The following is a 19,741-nucleotide window of genomic DNA, read 5'->3' as shown; positions in this document are numbered from 1 at the left end:
CGACTGCCCACCAAATGTAATCCCGAATCGATGTGTGGGAACGATGAACCCCTTGGAAGGGAACCCTCGCCCTTCCAGGGCGGGGAGGAAGTCAGGTATTTCTTCGTGCAGTTTAGGATTCTCAAATCTTCTTTTCAATTTCGTTAATAGTATGGCAAGAATAATGGGTAATGGAAATAGATATATTGCCTAAGGTAAAGCGCATTCTAAGGAAAAACGTAACCTATTGATATTCCGAGTCCTTTTAATTCTTCATAATATCCCGGCCTAATATATCAGCTAGAAATCCAGAATGCATAATACATAAGGCAAACTATCTTCTCTTAGATTATTCGCAATTATTTTCCGAAGATTTATGCTATTCCTAAAGGTTTTTATCATAATATTTCTAAGTTATAGTAGATCCATAATTATAAAAGATAACTATATTCCGAAAATTATAAGATAAACTGATTATAAAATAGTAACTATAAGTAATAAAAACTCTGCTGATAATTGATAAAGTCCTTGAGTAACATTAGAGAGGTCGCAATAACGACTTGAGCTTGCCTTTAGAGGGTAGCGTTTATCCATTTATTATATTCTTCTAATACACTCCTTTTTTCTTTCTTTTCCCTCTCGTCTGTTTCTATGAACCTCTTACAAGAGTGTAAAAACACTCCCATGCTGGATAGAAAGTTTTAACTGTTTATTAATTTAACACGATAATAAACGATTTTTATTTCCACGCGAAGGAATAAACAAGGGAAAATACGATGTTTAAAAATCTATTTAAAAATATAACTGTGCCTAATTTTAAAAATAGTTAATATATTAAGGGCATCAATCTAAATATAATTCAATGAATGTGATAATCTTTGAATTGTTTAATACAGATAAATAGTAGGAAAAGGTTCGAGTTTTATTAAGAGTTTAAAAGCGATAAAGTTTTAGCCTCAATGCGACCGTTGCGAGAATCAAAAGAAGAATTGAAGCCTTATAAATACATTTTCTCTTTCAATTAGTGAAAAAGACCATGCGACCGTATTACGAAATTAAAATTACAAGGAAAATCGGTCGCATGAAGAACTAAGAGGTGTAATGAAAACTTATTAATGAGAAAAGAGAAAATAAGGACAGAGGTTAATAAAACAAACAGTTGCATCCCAAAAGGGATTGAAAGTTATCATTGGTTGGAATTCTGTACTTTTCTAATTTAGAGTTGCATCCCAAAAGGGATTGAAAGATAAAGTTCTTAGGTATTTTAACTGCTTCTAAGAGTGATGGTTGCATCCCAAAAGGGATTGAAGAATCGACTAAGTAGTGTATACAATGTAAACTTTATATACATATACGTAGAGTTTATCTTATGAGTGAAATTATAAGGGTTAGCAAGGAAGTTAAGGAGAAATTGGTTAAGATTTCAGCTGAGCTGCAGTTAAACAAGGGAAAGAGGGTTAGTCTGAACGATACTGTAGAATATTTAATATCCTTTTATGAAGAGAATAAGAACTTAAAGAAGGACCCGCAGTTACTTTTTTCCCTCTTGGGTTCCGCAAAAGGTATAAGGGAAGAATTTGAGAGGTCGAGAAGAGAAGATGAGAGTAGTTGTTGATACCGGATTAATAGTTGAGGTTTTAGAAGGATCTGAGTTGGGTGAAAAATTTCTTAAATTGGTCAAGGATGGAAAATTAAAGCCTGTAATTACTAACTTAACATTAATTGAAATAACTTACGTAATATGCAGGAAATACGGAATAAGTAAAGCTAAGGAGTTGGTTAAGAAATTATTAGATTCAGGCTATTTTGAGTTGGTTAATGCTTTAGATTTCTCAGATTATATAGTTGAGGTAAAGTGTAATAATTCACTCTCTATACTTGATGCCTCTGTTATTGCCGCAGCTAAAGGTCTAAAAGTTAAGGCTTTGTTCAAAATGGAGAAAGAGCTGAAAGATAAAAGGTTTGATAATGTTTTATTTATAGAAAATGAATAGTTGGATTGAATAATGTCGCTGTCATTGCCGGACTGCTAACGCACGGGAGTAAGTAATGTGTAGAGATTGAAAGAAAAATAATAACTATTTAGTAATTAAGAAATTTAATAAATTGGTCATTCATTAATGTTAAGAATTCTTAATCTGTAATTTTTGTATTTAATAACTATCGACTCTGAAGTATTTAAAACTGGAATTTAACAAATTTGATAATAAAACTTCACATTTTAGTTGAAGGAATAAGAGGGATCTCAGTAGTTAAAACTTCTTAGAAAGCATTCTGTTCAGTAACCAATGGCCTGCGGAAGAAGTAAATTAGATAACTGTAAAGCCTGTAATTCCTAGTTCCTTAAGGCAGTTTTTAGATGTTTTGCGGTTTAGCTCATTTTCTTAGATACTAAGCTTACTTATTAATTTCCATTAAATTCAACTTTGATTTATAAAGAGCTCGTAAAGCAGACTGACTTCCTCGCGCTAGCGAGGTTCTCCTCATTGGTTCGGGATTACATCGCAGTCGAGAGGGTCAGAGAGATCATCACCAAGCTCTAGTCCCTTAGGAGATACTGGTTGCTCCTCCCACAGTCCCATTCAGCAAGGAGCGTCGATAGCGTCACTAAAAGATTTAAACACGGGGCTATCCATCTGGCGAGGCTTTCCGCCCCCTTCTCTTCAAAGAAAAGAAGGAAAACACAGAGAATAAGAAACTTATAGTTCAGATTAGGCCGTTGCCAACAGTTTCCAATAAACCGTGAAGTTTATATACTTTGTATGTAAAACTAATTACAATGTTAAAACCTAAAGAAGTCTGCCAACGCTTAGGAATATCATACCGCACTTTACAGAGCTACGTAAAGAAGGGTTACATCAAACCAGTAATACTACAGAGCGGGAAGTGGAGGTTCAGAGAAGAGGACGTAGAAAAACTGATGGGTATTGTAAGAAGGAGGAAAGTGATACTTTATGCTAGGGTATCATCAAACACACAAAAAGACGACCTGGTAAACCAAGTAAAATACCTAGAGGAGAACGTCAAAGAATACGACCAAGTAATAACAGACATTGGATCTGGATTAAACATGAAGAGAAAAGGATTCCTCAAGTTGTTAAGGATGATTCTGAACAACGAGGTGTCGAAAGTAGTCATAGCTTACCCAGACAGACTAGTTAGGTTTGGTTTCGAGATAATAGAGGAAGTGTGCAAAGCACATAATTGCGAAATAGTAGTTCTTAATATGGAAGACAAAACACCAGAACAAGAGCTAGTAGAAGACCTAATCTCAATCCTAGTATCATTTAGCGGAAAATTGCAAGGAATGAGGAGTCAAAAATACGAAAAGGTGAAAAAGTGTGTCGAAGAACTTAAGAATTAAATCACTCCAACCAGAGGAGGAGTACATTTACCTAACTTACTCCTTGGAGAATGATAAGAAGGAGGAAAGCAAGATATTACTAGAGAACTACAAGACGCTACTACAGAAAGCATTAGACTGGTTATGGGAGAAGGTGAAGGTAGAGAGAAAAGAAGTGAAGAAGGGAAAGAAAGTACTCACTAAGGTTAAAATAACCTTGCCTAAGAAAAAGGAAGTGTACAAGGTTTTGAGGGATGAGCTAGAGAAGATCAACAACTTAGCTTCACACTACGTGGATAAGGCAATAAACGACGCTTATTCCATTTTAAGGAGTTGGAAGAGGAGGGCTGAGAAGGGACAAGCGTCACTGATGAAACCTAGATTGAAGAAGGTTTACGTTAGGGTAAAATCAACTCTTAGGAAGGTTGATGGCGAGAGCGTAAGGATTACTGTAAGACCTTATGAATACGTCAAATTCTCTTGGTCTCACACTTGGTTTTCTAAGCGGGTTAAAGGGCTTGAACTAGGTGAGCCCATAATTAAGGAGGATAAGGTGTATTTACCATTTCGTTACAGATTACCTTGGTTTACTCCCCTTGACTTTCTCTCTATTGATAGTAACCTTTATACTCTAGATGCTTACGATGGTGAGAAGTTTATCACGTTTTCAATGAAGGAGTTGTACAGTATGAAGTACGGTATGGAGTTGAAGAGGGGTAGAATACAGTCTTTTGCTTCAAAGCACAGTAGGAAGGGGAAGGAGTTGTTGAGGAAGTATTCCCACCGTGAGAGGAACCGTGTGCTGGATTATGTTAACAGGTTCGTGAATAAGTTGCTTGAAATGTATCCTCTCACGTTGTTTGCTGTTGAAAAACTGAATAAGCAAGAGATGTTTAGAGACGCTAGCGACAAACTGTCCAAGAAGATTTCGAAAACTGTATGGAGGTCAATTCACCGTGTGCTAAAGTATAAGGCTCCTCTTTACGGTTCCTTCTTGAAGGAGGTGAACCCGCACCTCACTTCCAAGTCCTGCCCCAGATGTGGATGGGTTTCCCGAAAGGTTGGCAGGACTTTTCATTGCGAGAGATGTGGGTTCACCATGGATAGACAACTAAACGCATCTCTCAACATCTACCTCAAGATGTGCGAGTTTCCCCACATCCGTGATATTCCGCGGGTGTGGGTTGGGGTTATCCCGCTAAAGGGGCGGAGGGGTAACGGGTTTCCCCGTGACTCTGTTGAAGCCCAAGGGCTGAGAATTAGATACAATTTCATGAAAATTCAATGAAGCCCAAACCCCTAAAGTGAGTATTATAGATTATGGTTTTATTGCATCTGAAGCTTTAATGGTGTTCCATGAGTTTTTAGATATAATTAGAATGAAAATAGCTCTAGGATAGTTAAAAGTTATAATTATCCCTTTTGTTTGGTGATTAAGTCATTGATACCTTTGATTACTAATTTTCTTAATATATCGTTAGCTTCAATGGCATACTCTTTAAAGTCTCCGCGAGGATCTGCATTTCCATTTATAATATCCTTTAAATGATCCAACACAGTATTATGCATTCTTTCAAAATCATTATCATCTGTAATGAAAACGATCTTATCATAAATCCTGCCACGTAATAACAAAAAGAGGTATACAAATATCAACTGATCGTTTCTACTTGGCGTCTTGTTATATCCTTTGGACTTTAATTTGCGTATATGTGCATTAATACCTTCATAAATTAGCTGAATTTGTCTGATGGTATTATCACTAAAAAGTATTTTAGTATCGTCAAGTACAATGCATTTTTGCTTGATTAAATATTCCGTACTAGCTAAATAGTCAATTAGATCCTGTGTTCTCTCATTTAAAACTATATGATTCCTAAGAGCTTCAAGATTTGAGTTGAGCAACTTTTCTTCTAACTTTATGAAGAACTCCTTTGCAAGTATTTGCCTTATTCCGCCTGGTAAAATCTGTCCATTATAGTACTTAGTTAGTATTTGTTCATAGATTTGCTCAAAATTCTTTCTAATATCTTCAAGAACTCCTAGTTTATCTTCTACCCCTAGTTTATCCCAATCCTGTCTAGATAGTATTTTCTCATAAATCACATGGGAGGTTATATTATAAGCGTCGTAAATTATTGTCTCAAATTCAATTAAATTGATATGAAGTATAACGCATTGTCCTTTACTTAATGAGTTAATAAAATATTCAACAGCTGGATTTTCATTCAAAATTTCTCTATATATCCATTTTATAACAATATTGGTATCTAAGAAAAAAGTTTCCTTTTCACTCATGAGTTATCAGCGTGGATCTTTGAAAATAGATAATAACCTAAGGAGTCCTTTGAGGGTATAGGTGCCCTATCGGCAACTAGTGCATGTAATAATGCTCCGCTTAGCTCAGATATATAAGGGAATACTTCTTTTTTCTTTATATATATCAATATAGGCATCCCGAAAAATCCTACTAGGAAATTAGCAATGTTAAATATATTTTTAATTTTAGAATCTTTTGTTTTTATGTTAGGATCGGTTATGTTAATCTTATGTAGTTTTAAGTATACTGTTGTTACGAAGCGTAAATACAACGAATAATAAGCGGTTATTAGGAAATTAGGGTTGCCGGAATTTAATACCTCTTTGTAGAACTCTTCTTCATTTTTCTTCAATCCGTCAATAAGTTTCTGTAACCCATTCATTGTTATTTCTGCATATTCTCCTATAGTGGTATTGTTTTCTAATAGTGAGTTGTATAATTCAAAATCTTCCCTTATTTTTTCAGTCTCTTCCGACAGTATTTTTAGTTTGTTTTCATCTTTAGGGTTTAGAACTAATATTAATAAATCTTCATAGATCTCAAACAAATTTTTCTCATATTTTTCAATCAAATAATCCTTCATTTTCTCTAGAAGTTCGACAGGGAAGTTCCTATTTTTCACTCCCTGTAAAGAATTATAATATTCCTCAAAAGGAATTGAAAGTTCGACTGACATAACTATCAATCTACATTATATACTTATAAGACACCATACAAAAAACTTTTCTCTAACTATCCTGCAGTTAGCCCTTATTCCCCCTTTAACTCTTCTAGAGTTCATGGTAATTTTTAGGCTAAACTCCCGTAGAGTTTGAAATTCTCAGCGAAAAGTATTTAGCTATAGAAGGAGAATAAAAAGTGAATGACGATGAGGAAATTCAACTATAATGAAATAGTAGTCCTTAACCCGATGCAAACTAGATATCAAATGATGACTTCTAGAGTTTTTGTTCCGTTATATGCTGCTGCAAATGATGGAATTTACAGAATGAATAGAGCAAAGAGGATGGGAGGTTTCATTGCTACGTTGGGAATAGCAATAGGGATAATAATTTTAGCTTTTATTACTATATTTGTAATATATTTTTTGGTTTCTGTTGCGTTGCGTACAGGTTTCAATTATCCTGTATACTGGATCCCAACTTTAATCGGCGTCGGGGTAATCATGGGCAGCGTGTTTGGAATAATTAAGTTAGTAAAGATTGGAAAGAGGTTTGGCAGAATTGCTAATGAATTGGAAGGGGAGCTTGTTGTATCGTGGAGCCAAGTTAAATCGATAGTTATAATGAATGTAAGGCAAGAAAATGTTGCTAATAGACCTAGTTTAATCCTCAACATTATAGCCCCTATTTACAAAGAAATAGGGGACTGGCACGTCTTAACGGTTGACGGAAGAGATATAACAATACTAGACGTAGACGACCCTTATAATAAGCTAAATTATGTAAAAAATAGGTTTAACTTAAATTTTAGCTAATTTTTTACATATACATTCCAGCTGGAGATTCTGAGAGTCCATTAGATTCTGTACTACTAGACGACGACCCATTGCCTTCATTTGTACCTTGATTCTTATTTTTCTTGAAGGTTCCTAGCATTTGTTCTCCTGGAAAACGAAGTATACTAGACTGCAAAAATTCCCTATACATAGCTATTGGGTCGATTATAAACGCTAATGCACCTAATGGGGTTGTTGCTAAGATCGCAAACGTTATAGCAGCAACTAACCCTGCTATCATCAAACCGATTAAAAGATCGACTACGACCATTGCTATTCTCTGCGTCCACTCTAAAAGCCATAACGTTGCCCATAATGGTATTGTTGCTATAATTGCCATCATCACAGCATATCTTATTGTAGCTATTGCTAATCTGACTTCCTCGCGCCAGCGAGGGTTCTCCTCATTGGTTCGGGGTTACATCCCTCATTTGAGGGTCAGAGAGCCCCTCTCATTGAGGTTCATAATTGCAATAACGTCTCTATCATTCTCATAACCACATGAACACCTAAACCAACGATGGGAAACCTCGATCATCCTTTTACCACATTTTGGGCATGAGATTGAAGAATAACTGGGATTAACATACTGAACTAGCATCCCACGCTTCCTAGCTTGCCAACCAATCCGATACTGCAAAAATGTGCTGTATATTACCTTACTGTAGATAAAACTTATGGTGAAAAAGCAAAAATTGGTTAAGCAAGGAAGACGATAGTGACTCCATTTTTATTGATAGTCGTATTGGGTAAAATACTTGGTAGGTCATTAAAGGATTACGATAATGCACTGGAGAGCCTAGAAATAGAATACTTAGAACTGCCGGAATGGAGTAAAATTGTGGATAACGTTAAAAGATATGATATGGATCTAGAAGATTCGATCCACGTTATGACTGCATTAGAAAAAAGGCTCGAAGTCATATCTAATGATAGCGAGCTAAAAAAGAAAGTAAAGGCTGAATTTTAGTTAATGAAGATTCTTAATTTATAAATTGGTTAAATGGCCTAGGGATATCAAGAGGGGATGATCACTCGAGTTTAAGTTGAAGGGTCGCGGACTGTAGAATGTTGGGATTAAAGCTTAGAAATAAGCGGGTATTCTCACTTTTGCGAACCTTACTGAGTACAGCTACTTAACGATCTAAAGCCTCATGGAAGTGTTTAGCCTTCCCGTTATTAGTAAACTTAAAATGTTTACGAAAAAAGAAAACAATATGACCACCACTGTTATATCGATAAGAGTTGACGAGAAGCTTAAGAAGGATTTGGAAGAATTAGGGATAGATTATGCCGAGCTTGTTAGGAAATACTTGGAGGAAGTTGTAAGAAAAGAGAAAAAAAGGAGGGAATTAGAAGAGGCAGACAAGATAAGGGAAGAGCTTTTAAAAACTCACGGCTATTATTCATCCTCTGCAGAACTAATTAGGGAAGATAGAGATGACTATCATTGATACTTCAGCACTTTTAGCGCTTTACGTCCCGGAGAAGTTAAGCAATTTTGTAAGAGAAGAATTGGAGAAAACTGATGAATGCTATTTTCTTGACTTAATATTTTACGAATTTCCTAACGTTATAAGAAAAAGGATTGTGAGGAATGAGTTAAGTGACGAGAAAGGTAAGGAAATATTAGAGAGAGGGTTGTCGTACATAAATTTGTGTAAAGTGGTAGAAGGTAGAGAATTAGCTAGAAAAACTTATGAGCTGAGCTTAAAGTATAACTTAACAACTTACGATGCTGCACTAATAGCTTTAGCCGAGAAGGTAAATGACGTAATATTGACTACCGATGAAAAACTGTTAAGAGGAGTTAGAAATTATGCAGAAATTTCAAAGTATTTTTTATTACCTTACTGAAATACATGGCATTACATATAACCTTACATAAGGAAATATTTGATCCGGCTTAAATCTGAATGAAAAGTGATAGCAAAAGCCTTGTACACAAATTGTCAGGTAAGAAAGATTCCAATATATATTTAAACTTTCATTCTAAAGTATTATGTATGAAGGAAATTGTTATGAAGAAAGCTGACGATTGGAGGAAGGTTTACGAGCTTTACAGCAGGTTATCTAATGAGGACCTTTACTTGAGGTTCTTCCATTATTATAGGCCAAGCGAAGAGGAAGTTAGGAAGTTGGTGACTGAACAGGGAGATCACATAACTATAATTGCTGAGAATGAGGAAGGTAAAGTAATTGCCGAGGGGACTATTTACGACGACGGAGAATTTTCGTTAGTTGTTGATCCGAACTTTAGGATGAGAGGAATAGGAACTGCAATAGTGGAGAAGTTAATAGAACTAGGTAAGGAAATGGGATTAAAGAAAATAAGGTTTTACACTTTGCCGGAAAATATTCCAATGATTAAAATAGGCAAAAAGCTTGGATTTAAATTGACTTTTACTAGTGACGAAGTTTATGGAGAGAAACCTTTGATAGTTGAGAGCGTGGCGTCGTATGTTAGCTCTTAAGTACTACTCCTAATATTATTAATATAAGCCCTACTATGAGCAAGGCGCCCGCAACGAGGAACGTTACGACGGAGGATAGCAGTAGATCTAAAAATGACTTAAGGGGATTTGCATAGGATGGAGGTATGTAAGAAAGCTTATAAATAACTTTAACTGGGAAAGGATTGGGGTTTACTATGGTTATGTTTCCTTCTTTTTCTGTAGGTAGGAATATGAAACTCCTTGACACAGTCTTACCGTTTATGTCGTTCTCTACTTTCGTAGCTGAAGGGGGTATTCCGAGTATTTTTACGCAAGAGGTATTGACGTAATAGAAGCAAATTGCACTACCGTTGTTGACGTAATGTACAGTGAAGTTTGAGTCACCGCTTATAGTAATTACTGTAACGTTAGTAGGAGTTACGAAAAACGAGGAAATTGTTCTCAAGATAAAGAATGCCCCTACGCCTCCTACTACGAAGCTGAGGATTATGAAGATTAATCCTATCTTTAATAATGTCCTCATAAGATTGCATTTATCCTTATATTTAATAAGTTTATTCAAAATAGTTGGCGTTTTGCCAAAAGTTTCTAGTTCTGCAGTACTTTTGGAAAAGTTGTAGTAATAGAAGATAAACACCTAGTAGATTTTGAAGAAAAGTGAAGTGCACAATGTAGAACTTAAGGAAGATTTGATTCGTGAGTGTTGTTATAAATGAATCGAAGTTTAGGTGAGGAAATACATAGGCATTTTCTCCTTACGGTTTTCAGTCCTAGGCGGTATAGATTTTCGTCTTTCTGGATAGATTGCTCTGTTTAATTAAAAGTAAGTTCAACATGGACTCTGAAAAAATTGAAATTCTATACAAATTTTTACACATACTCATAGCGAAGGTCTAAGCGGACTAATCGAGAGGTTATTTAAGGCCACCTTTTCCAATACTGCCCACGTTTCTACTTAAGAAGTTTAGTAATTTTATATTTTCTTTTAATCTCAGATCCCTACTCCTAAGAGTTTCTAGTGCAATCCATGGCGCGTCAGGGTACTTTTTAGCCAGGTTTAGTATTGCCTTATAAGTTAAGTGGTAATGTTTATTTCTCTTTAACATCCCTTCAATTACTTTTATTGGATCTTCTAGGTGTAAGTTAGCCCTTATTACCATTGAGTAATAGTCTTCTTTAGATCCCAACTTGTAATTTTTCTTCACGAATTCGGGAAAGTTGTATGAATAAGCAAAGGCTTCAAGCTTTTTAGAGTGTGTGTCAATTAGAAGACTCCTATTTTTAATTAAAATCGCCCCGGCTAGGATTGTATATTCCCTATTCAGCATCTTCCATTCATCGAAATACTCTTTGTCAAATATTAACCCAATCCACTCCTTAAGCCTACCTTTAGGTAACTTCCTCAGAATATCGTAAATGAATAAGAAGTCCGGTTCTATGTATTCTATAACCTTCTCGAACTCATAAGCCCTCATCACACTAGCGTATTTACTTACTACGTCCTTCACTACGTAAACGTTTATGTCATCTCTCAAAAGCCAGTCTATGTAACCCTTTGTTGAGATTATGTAAGTTAACGCGTCCGTAGCCATGTCGAAATATTGAGCGAAAAACTCCTCATCTTCATCTATTAACTTCAGTATTTGATTAAAGTCGTCTTTTTCTAACTTAGAGAACTCGCCTTTTTCCAGTATTTCAACTAATTCTTTCTTACTGTGCATTAAGAGATTTCATAATGGTTTTTAATAAATATTTATTGCATCAGCGAGTAGTTGAATTTTCTAAGGCTATATGCTCACTATAGATTCTAAATCTCTGTCGAATTAAAAGCAAGTTTAAAGTTATATATTTGAAAAATTGAAGTAAGCCACAAAAGCATCACATAAGGCGATATTGAAATCTCTTTATAAACTTCTTATTAGTTTAACTTTGTGCCAACCCAATATTCTATCGAAGAACTCACTCCTCACTATTGGGTTGCTCGATTGCACGGCATCAATGCCCGGGCCGAATAGCCAACAACTATAGTAGTTGCACCGGGGAAGCCCGTACCTATCAAAAGCGATGAGCCTATATCCACTGCATCAATTCCCAACACGTCACCTACCAAGCTATAACCAAAGAACGATACTCCCAAGGTTAAAGCAAGTAATAATACTCCAGAAACCCATTGTAATTCTTTAGGCTTCTTGTAAGCTCCTTTATAAAAGTTCCTGAACATGTGTATATAAACGAGGACTATCATTATGTAAGCTCCGTAAAGGTGGCTGAATAAAATTACAGGCCCGTAAGGCACGTGGTATATTATATTTTGCGTTGAACAGTAAGCTGCAGCGGGCTCATAAAGGAGGAGAAGAATTAAACCAGTTATTACAGTGTAAGCGAAAGCTGCAGTAACTAATGCCCCCAGCCAATATGATACGTTATACATGTAGTCCGGAGTCCTAAATAGCGGGGCCTCATTTATTCCTATTCTATCTAATATCGAATCTAGAAAACCTTTCTTTCTCTCCATTTTTATCGCCTCTTAGCCATTACTCCAGGGGGGATATTTGGATTGAAGTAGACGTGCTGACCTCGCTTTTGATGAACTCTCCTAGTGCTGTTGAGATTGTTAAAACTAAACCTGGGATTCCCACTTCCGCTAAAAACGATATTAACTCCATGTAAGGTACGAACATTGCTGGATAAGCTATCACTCTCCTTATCAAACCTAAGTAACCTTCAATGCTCATTAAATATCCTATAGTCACGAATGGTACAGTCCACCATATTAAACCTACTACCATCAATTTTACTTTGGATTAATAACTGCAATATTTGTTGGTTTAGCTTTTTATGCTACCTATAATTACGACTTCTCGTACTTAATGGCAATATCTTTCATGATTGCCATAATCTCTTCCATAGGTGCATTAGTATATTCTCTTTAGGCGATAGGCTTGGTTCCAATAAATTTTATTTTAAACGTAATTCACGGTTTTTTCGGCATGATATATTATGGAGCAGTTTTGCTCTTCGGATTATTCTTTCCAAAATTAGAAAAGTTAGAAAAAGAGGAGGAAATTTTAACTTCATTGTTTCCGTCTCTTGTTTCATTCATAGAATCTACCGGTATGATAACAGTAGTTTTCGGAGCTGGAGAATTCATTCACTACATGATAGGATATTATAAAGACGGCGGAATGCAGGTTGTTCAGAAAGTTCTGCTTACAGGTTGGGGATTTTCGATACTTGTAGGGGGTATTTTAGGTTTGGCAGGGTTTTTTGTAGGACTTAATGTTGCATTTCTATTTGAGAGAATATTCAAGGCTTATAAGTCAATAGATCCTTCTTCAATTGAGGAACTTGACATGCTAAAGGGAAAATTATCTTTTTACAGAGAAGGGGGTTAAGGGGGCGGAAAGCCTCGCCTTTTAAGGCGGGGATGGATATCCCCCTTATATTTAAATATTTCTTTTTCTTAAATTTCATTAATGGCTAGGAGGGTTAAAGCGATCAGAGCAACTGTTTCGATGAAGATCGCCGTATCAGACTCCCTCCTAGCCCTTGTGAACAACTACGTTAAAGCACTGCGTTTCACCCTATTCTGGCTGAAGGAAAATGTTCCAAACCCGAATGAGAAGGGAGTGCTTTCGAAAGTCCACGAGGAGTTGTATGAGAAGTTAAGGGAGGAGTATAATCTACCTTCAAAGGTTGCTGAGGACTGTTATAGGGATGCCCTTTCAATATACAAGGGTTGGTATAATAATCCGAGGAGGGGACGTTTTCCTAGAGTGTACAAACCCACTGTTTGGCTAACGCCAAAGGCAAGTTATAGCGTGAACTTCGAGAGGATGACTGTTAGAATTGCAAGTGTTGGAGAACTTCAAATTCTGGGTTATCCTAGAAACCTCAAGGACTACATGAGTTGGAAAATGAAGGAGGCTAGGTTAGCGGTCAAAGGCGGGAAGGCTTTTCTAAAGGTCGTTTTTGAGATAGAAGGAGAGAAGGTTGAACCAGGGGAAAGTATTGCCGTAGACATTAACATGGCTGACATAGTAGTTGGCAAGGAAGACAAACACTACGTTAGGATTCCAACTCGTCTTGGAGAAGTTCATCACTGGAAGTCTTTGGCTGAAAGTCTACAAAGGAAATACCCAAGGAGGTGGAGGGAGAATAAGAGGATCCTTCACAGGATTCGTTCTTTCCATCAAAAGGCTAAGATGGTTATGGAGGATTTTGCTAGAAAAGTGGGGAAGTGGGTTGTTGAAGTAGCTAGAGATTTTGGTGCTAACGTCATTAAGTTGGAGAACCTTGAGAACCTCATCAAGAATGTAGATAAATTACCAAGAGAGTTTCACGACAAACTCTATTTGATGCAATACCGTCGTTTGCAGTATTGGATTTCTTGGCAGGCTAAGAAGCATGGAATGATTGTTGAGTTTGTTAATCCTAGTTATTCATCAATCTCATGCCCTAAGTGTGGGCAAAAGATGGTTGAGGTGGGTTATAGGTATTTCCGTTGTTTAAAGTGCGGTTATGAGAATGATCGTGACGTTATTGCTGTAGTTAATCTTAATGGGAGGGGTTCTCTGACCCTCTCGACTGCCCCTCAAATGAGAGATGTAAGAGCGAATCGATGAGGGGAACCCCCGCTGGCGGGGAGGAAGTCAGTCTAAGCTCGGGGCAATATTACTAACATTATCAGTAATTTTCATGATTTTAGGAGTATCTTTCTTACCTTTACCTCAAATTAAATAAAGGAAAAAGAAAGAGAGTATCTCTTTACTATAGCCTATAGCTATACTTTGACTTCGATAAGACTATCATAAAGATGGAAATTAGCAATAATATTGTGGGAGTATAAAACCTTGGCTCTGGGGCGAAGTAGTCCATGTAGGAAGTAAATATTGCAAGGTAATATAATATTAGTGAGAGAACGAGTAACGCTATCCCCCCTATTAGCCAGGATTTCATGTATGTATAAGTAGTAAATAGTTCCTGCCAATCGGCTTTTTTATTATCCACTAGGAGTGCAGTATCTTTCATAAAGGTTAAGCTTTTTGTTGAGCCAAACATCGCAAAGCCGTTGATTTTATTGAATCCTAATTCTTTGGCCTCCTGATTTCCTTTTTCTACGTTAAATTTTAGAATTTTTGCAATTTCATCGGCATTATCCACGTTAGACTCTACAACCTTCCCTTCCTTATCTATTTTTACGTGACCTATATAGCCCTTAACTCTTTTCATACATTATCCCCTCCAAGGTTTTTATGACTAAATCCCAGTTGGTTTTCACTGCATCAACAACTACAAGCACTCCGTTAATATAAGCAAAGCCTGTATCGTCTAAAATCATGGCAAATCCTTGTAAAGAACCTAGTCCTATCTTTCCTGCTTCCTCTTCTCCTATTCTCATGTTTTCCATTACTATATTAGTTAGCTTTTCCACGTCTACGTTTATGCCTTCTCCTTCGACCTTAGTAAACTTGCCTCCTTGAAGTTTGTAAACTCCTAGTAATCCGGGTATTCTTGAATAGTTCATGTCTACCAATATGTATATATGTATACTCAGTTAATAAATGTTATTATCATAAGTTTATCAGTTTAATAAGAAGAATTTAATAAACATTTTTTCTTGATTTTTAGAGTTATCAACGATAATGAAATGTATAAAACTTTATATTTTTCGAATATAAATAGATTAAGAAAAGTTTAAATTCTTAGTAAAGAATATTATAATGATAATCATGATAAAAGCTTCCTTCATTGGTATAGGAAAAATAGGTCAAACGATAGCTTATTCAGCAATAACTAAGGGAATATTTGATGAAGTAGTCCTTTATGATATTATTCCAGAACTTCCAGAAAAATTTGAACACGAACTTAGGCATGCACTTGCTTCACTTAGAATAGACACTGAAGTAATAGGTACAAATTCAATAGATGACGTCACAGGCTCTGGCATAGTGGTAATTTCCGCGGGAAGGCCAAGAAAGCCTGGAATGAGTAGGAGAGACTTGTTTGCTGATAATGCAAAAATTATTATTAACTTAGCTAAGGAATTGCCAAAAAGGAATCCCGGGGCAGTGTATGTAATGGTAACAAACCCTGTTGACATGATGGCTTCGGTGTTTGCAAAGTATTCCAAGAAATACGTTATAAGCACTGGAGACCAAGTTGAGAGCATGAGATTAAGGGCTTACATTTCAAAGATCCTTCATGTTCCAGTTAGTCAAGTTGATGGTTTTGTTGGAGGAGAACATGGCGAGGACGCAGTAGTATTATGGAGCACTGTTGCAGTTAACGGTAAACAAGTTGAAGATCTTCCTAAAGAGCAAATTGAAAAGTACGTAAAAAGAATCCCAGGAGATATAATAAGGGTAATGGGTGGGACAACTTGGGGACCAGGAACGATAATTGCTGACATAATTAAGGCTATTATGCTCAATGAAAATAGGGTAATGAGTATTGCAGTGCCAAGACAATACGAGGACGAGATAATTCATATTAGTATTCCTACAGTAGTTGGAAGTAAAATAGGCCCAACATTAGAAGATCATCTAAGTGAAGATGATAGGTGGCATCTGATTGCAGCAATGAAGGATTATTATAGCGTATATAAGGATATGTTAAAGAGCATTAAGACTGAAGGAGAAATAGTAAGCTAAAAAGAGAAGAAATAAATTTTGATTATTTTTCGCTTTTTCTTTCTTGTTGTTTTCTCTTTTCTATACCTTTGTATTAAGCATTTGATCTGCACATCTTTTTAAATCGTTTTCAATTTTTTCCTCTATTCCTACCGGCAAATAATATATATAGGTAGGTCTACCTATTTTCCCGTTTTCCGATTTTTTCCTTATTACTAGACCTATATCGACTAACCTTTTCAAACTTCCGTCAACAGTAGTTTTACTAACCTTTAGCATCTTTGATAATTCTTGCGAAGTTATAGGTCTTCTTACTTCGAGGATTTTTAGAAAAACATCTACGTCTGATTCACTAAGCTTATAACAGCATTTAATATTGTGCCTTATATCTATTTGCGTTTCCATAAGATAAGTTTGTTAATCAACCTAAAAAACTTTTTTATCTTTTTTATTGAAGATTATACTAAGATAAATTATAAAAAATAATTTTTAACTAAAGTTAATAGCGGTCAGTAATAATTTAAAAAGTGATGTGTGGTTCTCACTTCAATATCTCTTTGGAAATTATCAACTTCATAATGTTCAACGCGCCTTCTGCGCCTACTAGGTAAGACATAAGTCCCCTCATTCCTGACTCAATTAACGCATCTTTAGTATAACCATATGCACCAAACCATATCATTACGCTCTTGATTACGTCAAACGCTGTTTGGGGAGCAATTAATTTGGCCATTGCGGAAAACTTCGGTATTTCGTCCTTGTACTTCTCTTCGTGATCCAACATCCAGGCTGATTTATAAACGAGTAGCCTTGCCATTTCTAATTTAGTATATAACTCTGCAGCCTCAAAGGCAATTGATTGTAAATCTTTCAGTTTTACGCCAAATGCTTCCCTTTCTTTTATGTACTTTAAACCTTCCTCAAGTATTGCCTCAGCTGAACCAATACACGCAGAAGCCACCAAAACTCTTGCGTGATTAAAGCCATCCATTGCGTAATAAAAGCCTTTATTTTCCTCTCCAACTAGGAATTTTTCATCAATCTTCACATTATCATATTTTATTATGCCAGTAGATATTCCCATTCTACCCATGTTTTCAATTCTTGAGACCGTTATTCCTTCAGAGTTTATAGGAACGTAGATCATCGAGATTCCTTTATGTCCTTTTCCTCCAGTTCTAACAAGCGTTAAGTGACCTCCGCCCATTTCTTTTGCCTCCATAACTCCGCTTATGTAAGCTTTTTCTCCGTTAATTACGTATTTTCCTCCTTCTTTTTTTGCTGAAGTTTCTAGGTTTGCAACGTCACTTCCTCCGGAAGGCTCTGTAGAGGCTATTCCGAGAAAATTCTCTCCGCTAGCCACTTTATGCAAAACTTCCTTTCTTAGTTCTTCTGAACCATATTTATCTAAGATGTAGCCCCAACTATTTTCTAGTAAGAAAAATACTGCGGTAGCCATGGTAAAATCTGCCCTTGCGATTTCTTCTGCAGCAATTGATGCTAAAGTAAATGATGCGTGTTGTCCTCCTACGTCTTCTGAAAACGTTAATGATCATAAGCCAACCTTGGAGGCGTCTAGTATGAAATCCTTGGGAATTCCTTTTTCATCAATTTCCCTTAACCTAGGTCTTAGAGACTTTGAAAAATAGTCTCTAAGGTTTTCTTGGAATATTTTTTCCTCATCGGAAAATTCGAAGTCCATATCAAAAAGTAGTTTTGAGAATTAAATTTTCATCTAATGCAACTATATACTTCTTTTTCAAAACTTATAACCTAGTCTACTTGAATGAGAAGGAAGCTAGCTCTTCATTAAACGATATGAATTATAAAATAAGATTTGCCAATAAATAAAAAATTATTTCTTAAGTTCAATTATACTTATATACGTTATTATACTCTATATTATAAATATAAAATTTATTAAAAAGATAATTCCTTTTTCTTATTCTCTATATTTTAATGGAACGAAATCCCTCTTTATTGGTCCAACGTATAAAGCTCTAGGTCTAATTAGTCTATGTTGTTCCTCAACGTATTCTATTATATGAGCAAGCCATCCCAAAACCCTGGATAACGCAAATAAGGTAGTATACATATACTCAGGAAATCCAAGAGAGTAAAATACTATTCCTGAATAGAAGTCAACGTTGGGATAAATTCTCTTCTCAGCAAAATGTTTAATTCCTAATTCCTCGAGTTTTGTAGCTATCCTTAAGTACTTCTTTGCCTCAGGAGTTTTCGCAATTTCTTCAGCGTATTTCTTGAATATTTTTGCCCTAGGATCGTAAGTCTTGTAAACTCTATGACCGAAGCCCATTAGTCTGTTCTTTTCCTTAATTATCTTTTTATCAAACCATTCCTCAACCTTACTTTGGTCTCCTATCTCCTTAAGTTGTTCAAACGTAGCCTCTGCCGCACCCCCATGAAGAGGACCCTTAAGTGCCGCTAAGGCTGAAACCATGCAGGAATACATGTCCGAAAGAGTTGATGCAGTTACCAATGCCGCAGTAGTTGATGCCGGAACTTCGTGGTCTGCATAAATTATTAGCGTAGCGTTCATCGCTTTCACTTCCTCATCTGAAGGTCTCCTTGAGAATGCAGTTTCTAGGAAAGTCCTTGCATAACTGTCCGAAGGCTCTGGTAATCTAGGCTTCATTCCTTCTTTTATCCTATAAATATTGGAGACTAGGGTAGAAGTCTTGGCTATTATTTCTATAGCCCTCCATTTGTTTTCGTCCTTCTTCCAAGGATAATTGTAAAATGAACTCAGCATACTAAATGCAGTCTCCAACATTCCTACTGCATCAGCGTCGTGAGGAAGCTTTTCTAAAACCTCAAATACTTGATAAGGTACGTTATAGCTTTCGTTTGTCTTTTCCTTTATCTTCTGTAACTGAGAAGCTGAAGGCAGATCTCCGAAGAGCATGAGGTGAATTATTTCTTCATATTCGCAGTTTTCCACTAAATCGTTAATGTCGTACCCTCCGTAACGTAAAATCCCTGCCTCTCCGTCAATGTAAGTAAGTGACGTAGTCTTTATGAAAACGTTTTCTAAGCCTTTACTTACCTCACTCATTTTAATCACTTCCTAACCATTCTTCCTGTGAAACGTTAGCCAAAGCCTTTAGAACGTAACTTTCTCTGATAAGGTCCCTAATTGATATTACACCCTTGAAATTACCTTCTTTATCTATAACGACAAGATGCCTTATGTTATATTTGTTCATCTTCTCTGCAGCAGTATAAATACTGTCGTCCTCGAATACTGTAATTAAATCCATTGTTCCAACGTTCTCTATTTTCTCAGTGAGAGGAATTCCCTCTGCGAGAGCTCTTATTATGTCTCTTTCAGTAATTATACCAACCGGTTTCTCTTTATCAGTAATTATAACAGAGCCTATGTTCATTGAAGCCATCATCTTAACAACGTCCTCTAACTTTGTTCCTTTTTCAGCTGTTACTAGCGTTTTAGATATTAGGAATTTAACTTTACTTGTCATAAATTATAATATA

25 protein-coding genes and 2 pseudogenes are annotated in these 19,741 nt (G+C 36.1%); 13 read left to right on the top strand and 14 right to left on the bottom strand.

Annotation, left to right across the window (positions count from 1 at the left end; translation table 11 throughout):
* The first annotated feature begins 1,348 nt into the window (after positions 1 to 1,348).
* The 4 genes from D1866_RS08895 to D1866_RS08880 all read left to right on the top strand — a co-directional run bounded on the left by D1866_RS08895 (position 1,349) and on the right by D1866_RS08880 (position 4,610).
* The gene (locus D1866_RS08895) at positions 1,349 to 1,594 is read left to right on the top strand and encodes a VapB-type antitoxin (protein ID WP_152939189.1); all 246 of its coding nucleotides are present in this window, start codon (positions 1,349 to 1,351) and stop codon (positions 1,592 to 1,594) included.
* Positions 1,578 to 1,973 carry a PIN domain-containing protein gene (locus D1866_RS08890; protein ID WP_152939187.1) on the top strand — a complete coding sequence of 132 codons (396 nt, stop codon included), beginning with the start codon at positions 1,578 to 1,580 and terminating at the stop codon, positions 1,971 to 1,973. The genes D1866_RS08895 and D1866_RS08890 overlap by 17 nt, the downstream gene beginning before the upstream one ends.
* A 785-nt stretch (positions 1,974 to 2,758) precedes the next feature.
* The gene (locus D1866_RS08885; protein ID WP_152939185.1) at positions 2,759 to 3,343 is read left to right on the top strand and encodes an IS607 family transposase; all 585 of its coding nucleotides are present in this window, start codon (positions 2,759 to 2,761) and stop codon (positions 3,341 to 3,343) included.
* A complete protein-coding gene (locus tag D1866_RS08880; protein WP_155861135.1) occupies positions 3,321 to 4,610 on the top strand; it encodes an RNA-guided endonuclease InsQ/TnpB family protein in 1,290 nt (429 codons plus the stop codon). Before D1866_RS08885 ends, D1866_RS08880 begins: the two co-directional genes overlap by 23 nt.
* A gap of 125 nt (positions 4,611 to 4,735) precedes the next feature.
* On the opposite strand, the gene D1866_RS08875 is transcribed toward D1866_RS08880, so the two are convergent.
* Together D1866_RS08875 and D1866_RS08870 are read right to left on the bottom strand one after the other, a co-directional pair.
* Positions 4,736 to 5,620 (bottom strand): hypothetical protein, encoded by an 885-nt coding sequence (locus D1866_RS08875; protein ID WP_152939183.1) that lies wholly within the window; start codon positions 5,618 to 5,620, stop codon positions 4,736 to 4,738.
* Positions 5,617 to 6,318, bottom strand: coding sequence for a hypothetical protein (locus tag D1866_RS08870; RefSeq protein WP_152939181.1), 702 nt, complete (start codon positions 6,316 to 6,318; stop codon positions 5,617 to 5,619). The genes D1866_RS08875 and D1866_RS08870 overlap by 4 nt, the downstream gene beginning before the upstream one ends.
* Before the next feature lie 192 nt (positions 6,319 to 6,510).
* Between D1866_RS08870 and D1866_RS08865 the strand changes: the two genes are divergently transcribed.
* Positions 6,511 to 7,119 (top strand): conjugative plasmid protein (pARN3), encoded by a 609-nt coding sequence (locus D1866_RS08865; protein WP_152939179.1) that lies wholly within the window; start codon positions 6,511 to 6,513, stop codon positions 7,117 to 7,119.
* 4 nt (positions 7,120 to 7,123) lie between these two features.
* On the opposite strand, the gene D1866_RS08860 is transcribed toward D1866_RS08865, so the two are convergent.
* Complete coding sequence (locus D1866_RS08860; protein WP_231136298.1) at positions 7,124 to 7,483, bottom strand: conjugal transfer protein; 360 nt, start codon at positions 7,481 to 7,483, stop codon at positions 7,124 to 7,126.
* A 61-nt stretch (positions 7,484 to 7,544) separates the two neighbouring features.
* A pseudogene (locus tag D1866_RS08855) lies at positions 7,545 to 7,780 on the bottom strand (zinc ribbon domain-containing protein); the annotation flags it as partial.
* A 78-nt stretch (positions 7,781 to 7,858) separates the two neighbouring features.
* Between D1866_RS08855 and D1866_RS08850 the strand changes: the two are divergent.
* The 4 genes from D1866_RS08850 to D1866_RS08835 all read left to right on the top strand — a co-directional run bounded on the left by D1866_RS08850 (position 7,859) and on the right by D1866_RS08835 (position 9,614).
* Positions 7,859 to 8,110 (top strand): hypothetical protein, encoded by a 252-nt coding sequence (locus tag D1866_RS08850; RefSeq protein ID WP_231136297.1) that lies wholly within the window; start codon positions 7,859 to 7,861, stop codon positions 8,108 to 8,110.
* Between the two features lie 247 nt (positions 8,111 to 8,357).
* Positions 8,358 to 8,594 carry a type II toxin-antitoxin system VapB family antitoxin gene (vapB, locus tag D1866_RS08845; RefSeq protein WP_187287282.1) on the top strand — a complete coding sequence of 79 codons (237 nt, stop codon included), beginning with the start codon at positions 8,358 to 8,360 and terminating at the stop codon, positions 8,592 to 8,594.
* Entirely contained in the window at positions 8,581 to 8,997 is a 417-nt protein-coding gene (locus tag D1866_RS08840; protein WP_152939176.1) for a type II toxin-antitoxin system VapC family toxin, read from the top strand. Before vapB ends, D1866_RS08840 begins: the two co-directional genes overlap by 14 nt.
* 149 nt (positions 8,998 to 9,146) lie before the next feature.
* The gene (locus tag D1866_RS08835; RefSeq protein WP_152939174.1) at positions 9,147 to 9,614 is read left to right on the top strand and encodes a GNAT family N-acetyltransferase; all 468 of its coding nucleotides are present in this window, start codon (positions 9,147 to 9,149) and stop codon (positions 9,612 to 9,614) included.
* On the opposite strand, the gene D1866_RS08830 is transcribed toward D1866_RS08835, so the two are convergent.
* From D1866_RS08830 to D1866_RS08815, 4 genes and pseudogenes are all read right to left on the bottom strand, one after another.
* On the bottom strand, positions 9,604 to 10,119 hold the full coding sequence (locus D1866_RS08830) for a hypothetical protein (RefSeq protein ID WP_152939172.1): 516 nt from the start codon (positions 10,117 to 10,119) through the stop codon (positions 9,604 to 9,606). The two genes, D1866_RS08835 and D1866_RS08830, sit on opposite strands and share 11 nt — an antisense overlap.
* A gap of 391 nt (positions 10,120 to 10,510) precedes the next feature.
* Positions 10,511 to 11,317: a hypothetical protein gene (locus tag D1866_RS08825; protein ID WP_152939170.1), complete on the bottom strand. Its 807-nt coding sequence runs from the start codon at positions 11,315 to 11,317 to the stop codon at positions 10,511 to 10,513.
* A 210-nt stretch (positions 11,318 to 11,527) separates the two neighbouring features.
* Positions 11,528 to 12,111: pseudogene (locus D1866_RS08820) on the bottom strand (cytochrome b N-terminal domain-containing protein); the annotation flags it as partial.
* Positions 12,112 to 12,130: 19 nt separating this feature from the next.
* Positions 12,131 to 12,385 (bottom strand): hypothetical protein, encoded by a 255-nt coding sequence (locus D1866_RS08815; protein WP_196773422.1) that lies wholly within the window; start codon positions 12,383 to 12,385, stop codon positions 12,131 to 12,133.
* A gap of 153 nt (positions 12,386 to 12,538) precedes the next feature.
* Here D1866_RS08815 and D1866_RS08810 point away from each other — a divergent pair, with 153 nt between their 5' ends.
* Positions 12,539 to 12,991, top strand: a complete 453-nt coding sequence (locus D1866_RS08810) for a hypothetical protein (protein ID WP_152939168.1) — start codon at positions 12,539 to 12,541, stop codon at positions 12,989 to 12,991.
* An 81-nt stretch (positions 12,992 to 13,072) separates the two neighbouring features.
* Positions 13,073 to 14,221, top strand: coding sequence for an RNA-guided endonuclease TnpB family protein (locus D1866_RS08805; protein WP_152939166.1), 1,149 nt, complete (start codon positions 13,073 to 13,075; stop codon positions 14,219 to 14,221).
* 145 nt (positions 14,222 to 14,366) lie between these two features.
* Here the strand turns inward: D1866_RS08805 and D1866_RS08800 are convergent, their stop codons facing one another.
* Both D1866_RS08800 and D1866_RS08795 read right to left on the bottom strand, forming a co-directional pair.
* The gene (locus D1866_RS08800) at positions 14,367 to 14,828 is read right to left on the bottom strand and encodes a hypothetical protein (RefSeq protein WP_152939164.1); all 462 of its coding nucleotides are present in this window, start codon (positions 14,826 to 14,828) and stop codon (positions 14,367 to 14,369) included.
* On the bottom strand, positions 14,815 to 15,123 hold the full coding sequence (locus D1866_RS08795; RefSeq protein ID WP_152941305.1) for a hypothetical protein: 309 nt from the start codon (positions 15,121 to 15,123) through the stop codon (positions 14,815 to 14,817). The genes D1866_RS08800 and D1866_RS08795 overlap by 14 nt, the downstream gene beginning before the upstream one ends.
* 205 nt (positions 15,124 to 15,328) lie before the next feature.
* Between D1866_RS08795 and D1866_RS08790 the strand changes: the two genes are divergently transcribed.
* On the top strand, positions 15,329 to 16,249 hold the full coding sequence (locus tag D1866_RS08790; RefSeq protein WP_152939162.1) for a lactate/malate dehydrogenase family protein: 921 nt from the start codon (positions 15,329 to 15,331) through the stop codon (positions 16,247 to 16,249).
* Positions 16,250 to 16,309: 60 nt separating this feature from the next.
* Here D1866_RS08790 and lrs14 read toward each other — a convergent pair whose 3' ends face one another.
* Both lrs14 and D1866_RS08780 read right to left on the bottom strand, forming a co-directional pair.
* Entirely contained in the window at positions 16,310 to 16,633 is a 324-nt protein-coding gene (gene lrs14, locus D1866_RS08785) for an Lrs14 family HTH-type transcriptional regulator (protein WP_152939160.1), read from the bottom strand.
* A 136-nt stretch (positions 16,634 to 16,769) separates the two neighbouring features.
* On the bottom strand, positions 16,770 to 17,723 hold the full coding sequence (locus D1866_RS08780; RefSeq protein WP_231136456.1) for an acyl-CoA dehydrogenase family protein: 954 nt from the start codon (positions 17,721 to 17,723) through the stop codon (positions 16,770 to 16,772).
* Here D1866_RS08780 and D1866_RS13520 point away from each other — a divergent pair.
* Positions 17,686 to 17,877, top strand: a complete 192-nt coding sequence (locus D1866_RS13520) for a hypothetical protein (RefSeq protein ID WP_231136296.1) — start codon at positions 17,686 to 17,688, stop codon at positions 17,875 to 17,877. The genes D1866_RS08780 and D1866_RS13520 overlap by 38 nt on opposite strands.
* 293 nt (positions 17,878 to 18,170) lie before the next feature.
* On the opposite strand, the gene gltA is transcribed toward D1866_RS13520, so the two are convergent.
* Positions 18,171 to 19,304 (bottom strand): citrate synthase, encoded by a 1,134-nt coding sequence (gltA, locus tag D1866_RS08775; protein ID WP_152939158.1) that lies wholly within the window; start codon positions 19,302 to 19,304, stop codon positions 18,171 to 18,173.
* 1 nt (position 19,305) lies between these two features.
* On the bottom strand, positions 19,306 to 19,728 hold the full coding sequence (locus D1866_RS08770; RefSeq protein ID WP_152939156.1) for a CBS domain-containing protein: 423 nt from the start codon (positions 19,726 to 19,728) through the stop codon (positions 19,306 to 19,308).
* Between the last annotated feature and the right edge of the window lie 13 nt (positions 19,729 to 19,741).

This window comes from Acidianus ambivalens (assembly GCF_009729015.1).
GTDB lineage: Archaea > Thermoproteota > Thermoprotei_A > Sulfolobales > Sulfolobaceae > Acidianus > Acidianus ambivalens.
Note: the sequence above shows the minus strand (reverse complement) of the source record. Positions and strands in the feature narration are given on the sequence as shown.

Excerpts from the sequence above, each read along its gene's own strand:
- D1866_RS08895 (WP_152939189.1), top strand. The coding sequence starts at position 1,349 with ATGAGTGAAATTATAAGGGTTAGCAAGGAAGTTAAGGAGAAATTGGTT.
- D1866_RS08890 (WP_152939187.1), top strand. The coding sequence starts at position 1,578 with ATGAGAGTAGTTGTTGATACCGGATTAATAGTTGAGGTTTTAGAAGGA.
- D1866_RS08885 (WP_152939185.1), top strand. The coding sequence starts at position 2,759 with ATGTTAAAACCTAAAGAAGTCTGCCAACGCTTAGGAATATCATACCGC.
- D1866_RS08875 (WP_152939183.1), bottom strand. The coding sequence starts at position 5,620 with ATGAGTGAAAAGGAAACTTTTTTCTTAGATACCAATATTGTTATAAAA.
- D1866_RS08870 (WP_152939181.1), bottom strand. The coding sequence starts at position 6,318 with ATGTCAGTCGAACTTTCAATTCCTTTTGAGGAATATTATAATTCTTTA.
- D1866_RS08865 (WP_152939179.1), top strand. The coding sequence starts at position 6,511 with ATGAGGAAATTCAACTATAATGAAATAGTAGTCCTTAACCCGATGCAA.
- D1866_RS08860 (WP_231136298.1), bottom strand. The coding sequence starts at position 7,483 with ATGATGGCAATTATAGCAACAATACCATTATGGGCAACGTTATGGCTT.
- vapB (WP_187287282.1), top strand. The coding sequence starts at position 8,358 with ATGACCACCACTGTTATATCGATAAGAGTTGACGAGAAGCTTAAGAAG.
- D1866_RS08840 (WP_152939176.1), top strand. The coding sequence starts at position 8,581 with ATGACTATCATTGATACTTCAGCACTTTTAGCGCTTTACGTCCCGGAG.
- D1866_RS08835 (WP_152939174.1), top strand. The coding sequence starts at position 9,147 with ATGAAGGAAATTGTTATGAAGAAAGCTGACGATTGGAGGAAGGTTTAC.
- D1866_RS08830 (WP_152939172.1), bottom strand. The coding sequence starts at position 10,119 with ATGAGGACATTATTAAAGATAGGATTAATCTTCATAATCCTCAGCTTC.
- D1866_RS08825 (WP_152939170.1), bottom strand. The coding sequence starts at position 11,317 with ATGCACAGTAAGAAAGAATTAGTTGAAATACTGGAAAAAGGCGAGTTC.
- D1866_RS08815 (WP_196773422.1), bottom strand. The coding sequence starts at position 12,385 with ATGGTAGTAGGTTTAATATGGTGGACTGTACCATTCGTGACTATAGGA.
- D1866_RS08805 (WP_152939166.1), top strand. The coding sequence starts at position 13,073 with ATGGCTAGGAGGGTTAAAGCGATCAGAGCAACTGTTTCGATGAAGATC.
- D1866_RS08800 (WP_152939164.1), bottom strand. The coding sequence starts at position 14,828 with ATGAAAAGAGTTAAGGGCTATATAGGTCACGTAAAAATAGATAAGGAA.
- D1866_RS08795 (WP_152941305.1), bottom strand. The coding sequence starts at position 15,123 with ATGAACTATTCAAGAATACCCGGATTACTAGGAGTTTACAAACTTCAA.
- D1866_RS08790 (WP_152939162.1), top strand. The coding sequence starts at position 15,329 with ATGATAAAAGCTTCCTTCATTGGTATAGGAAAAATAGGTCAAACGATA.
- lrs14 (WP_152939160.1), bottom strand. The coding sequence starts at position 16,633 with ATGGAAACGCAAATAGATATAAGGCACAATATTAAATGCTGTTATAAG.
- D1866_RS13520 (WP_231136296.1), top strand. The coding sequence starts at position 17,686 with ATGGTAAAATCTGCCCTTGCGATTTCTTCTGCAGCAATTGATGCTAAA.
- gltA (WP_152939158.1), bottom strand. The coding sequence starts at position 19,304 with ATGAGTGAGGTAAGTAAAGGCTTAGAAAACGTTTTCATAAAGACTACG.
- D1866_RS08770 (WP_152939156.1), bottom strand. The coding sequence starts at position 19,728 with ATGACAAGTAAAGTTAAATTCCTAATATCTAAAACGCTAGTAACAGCT.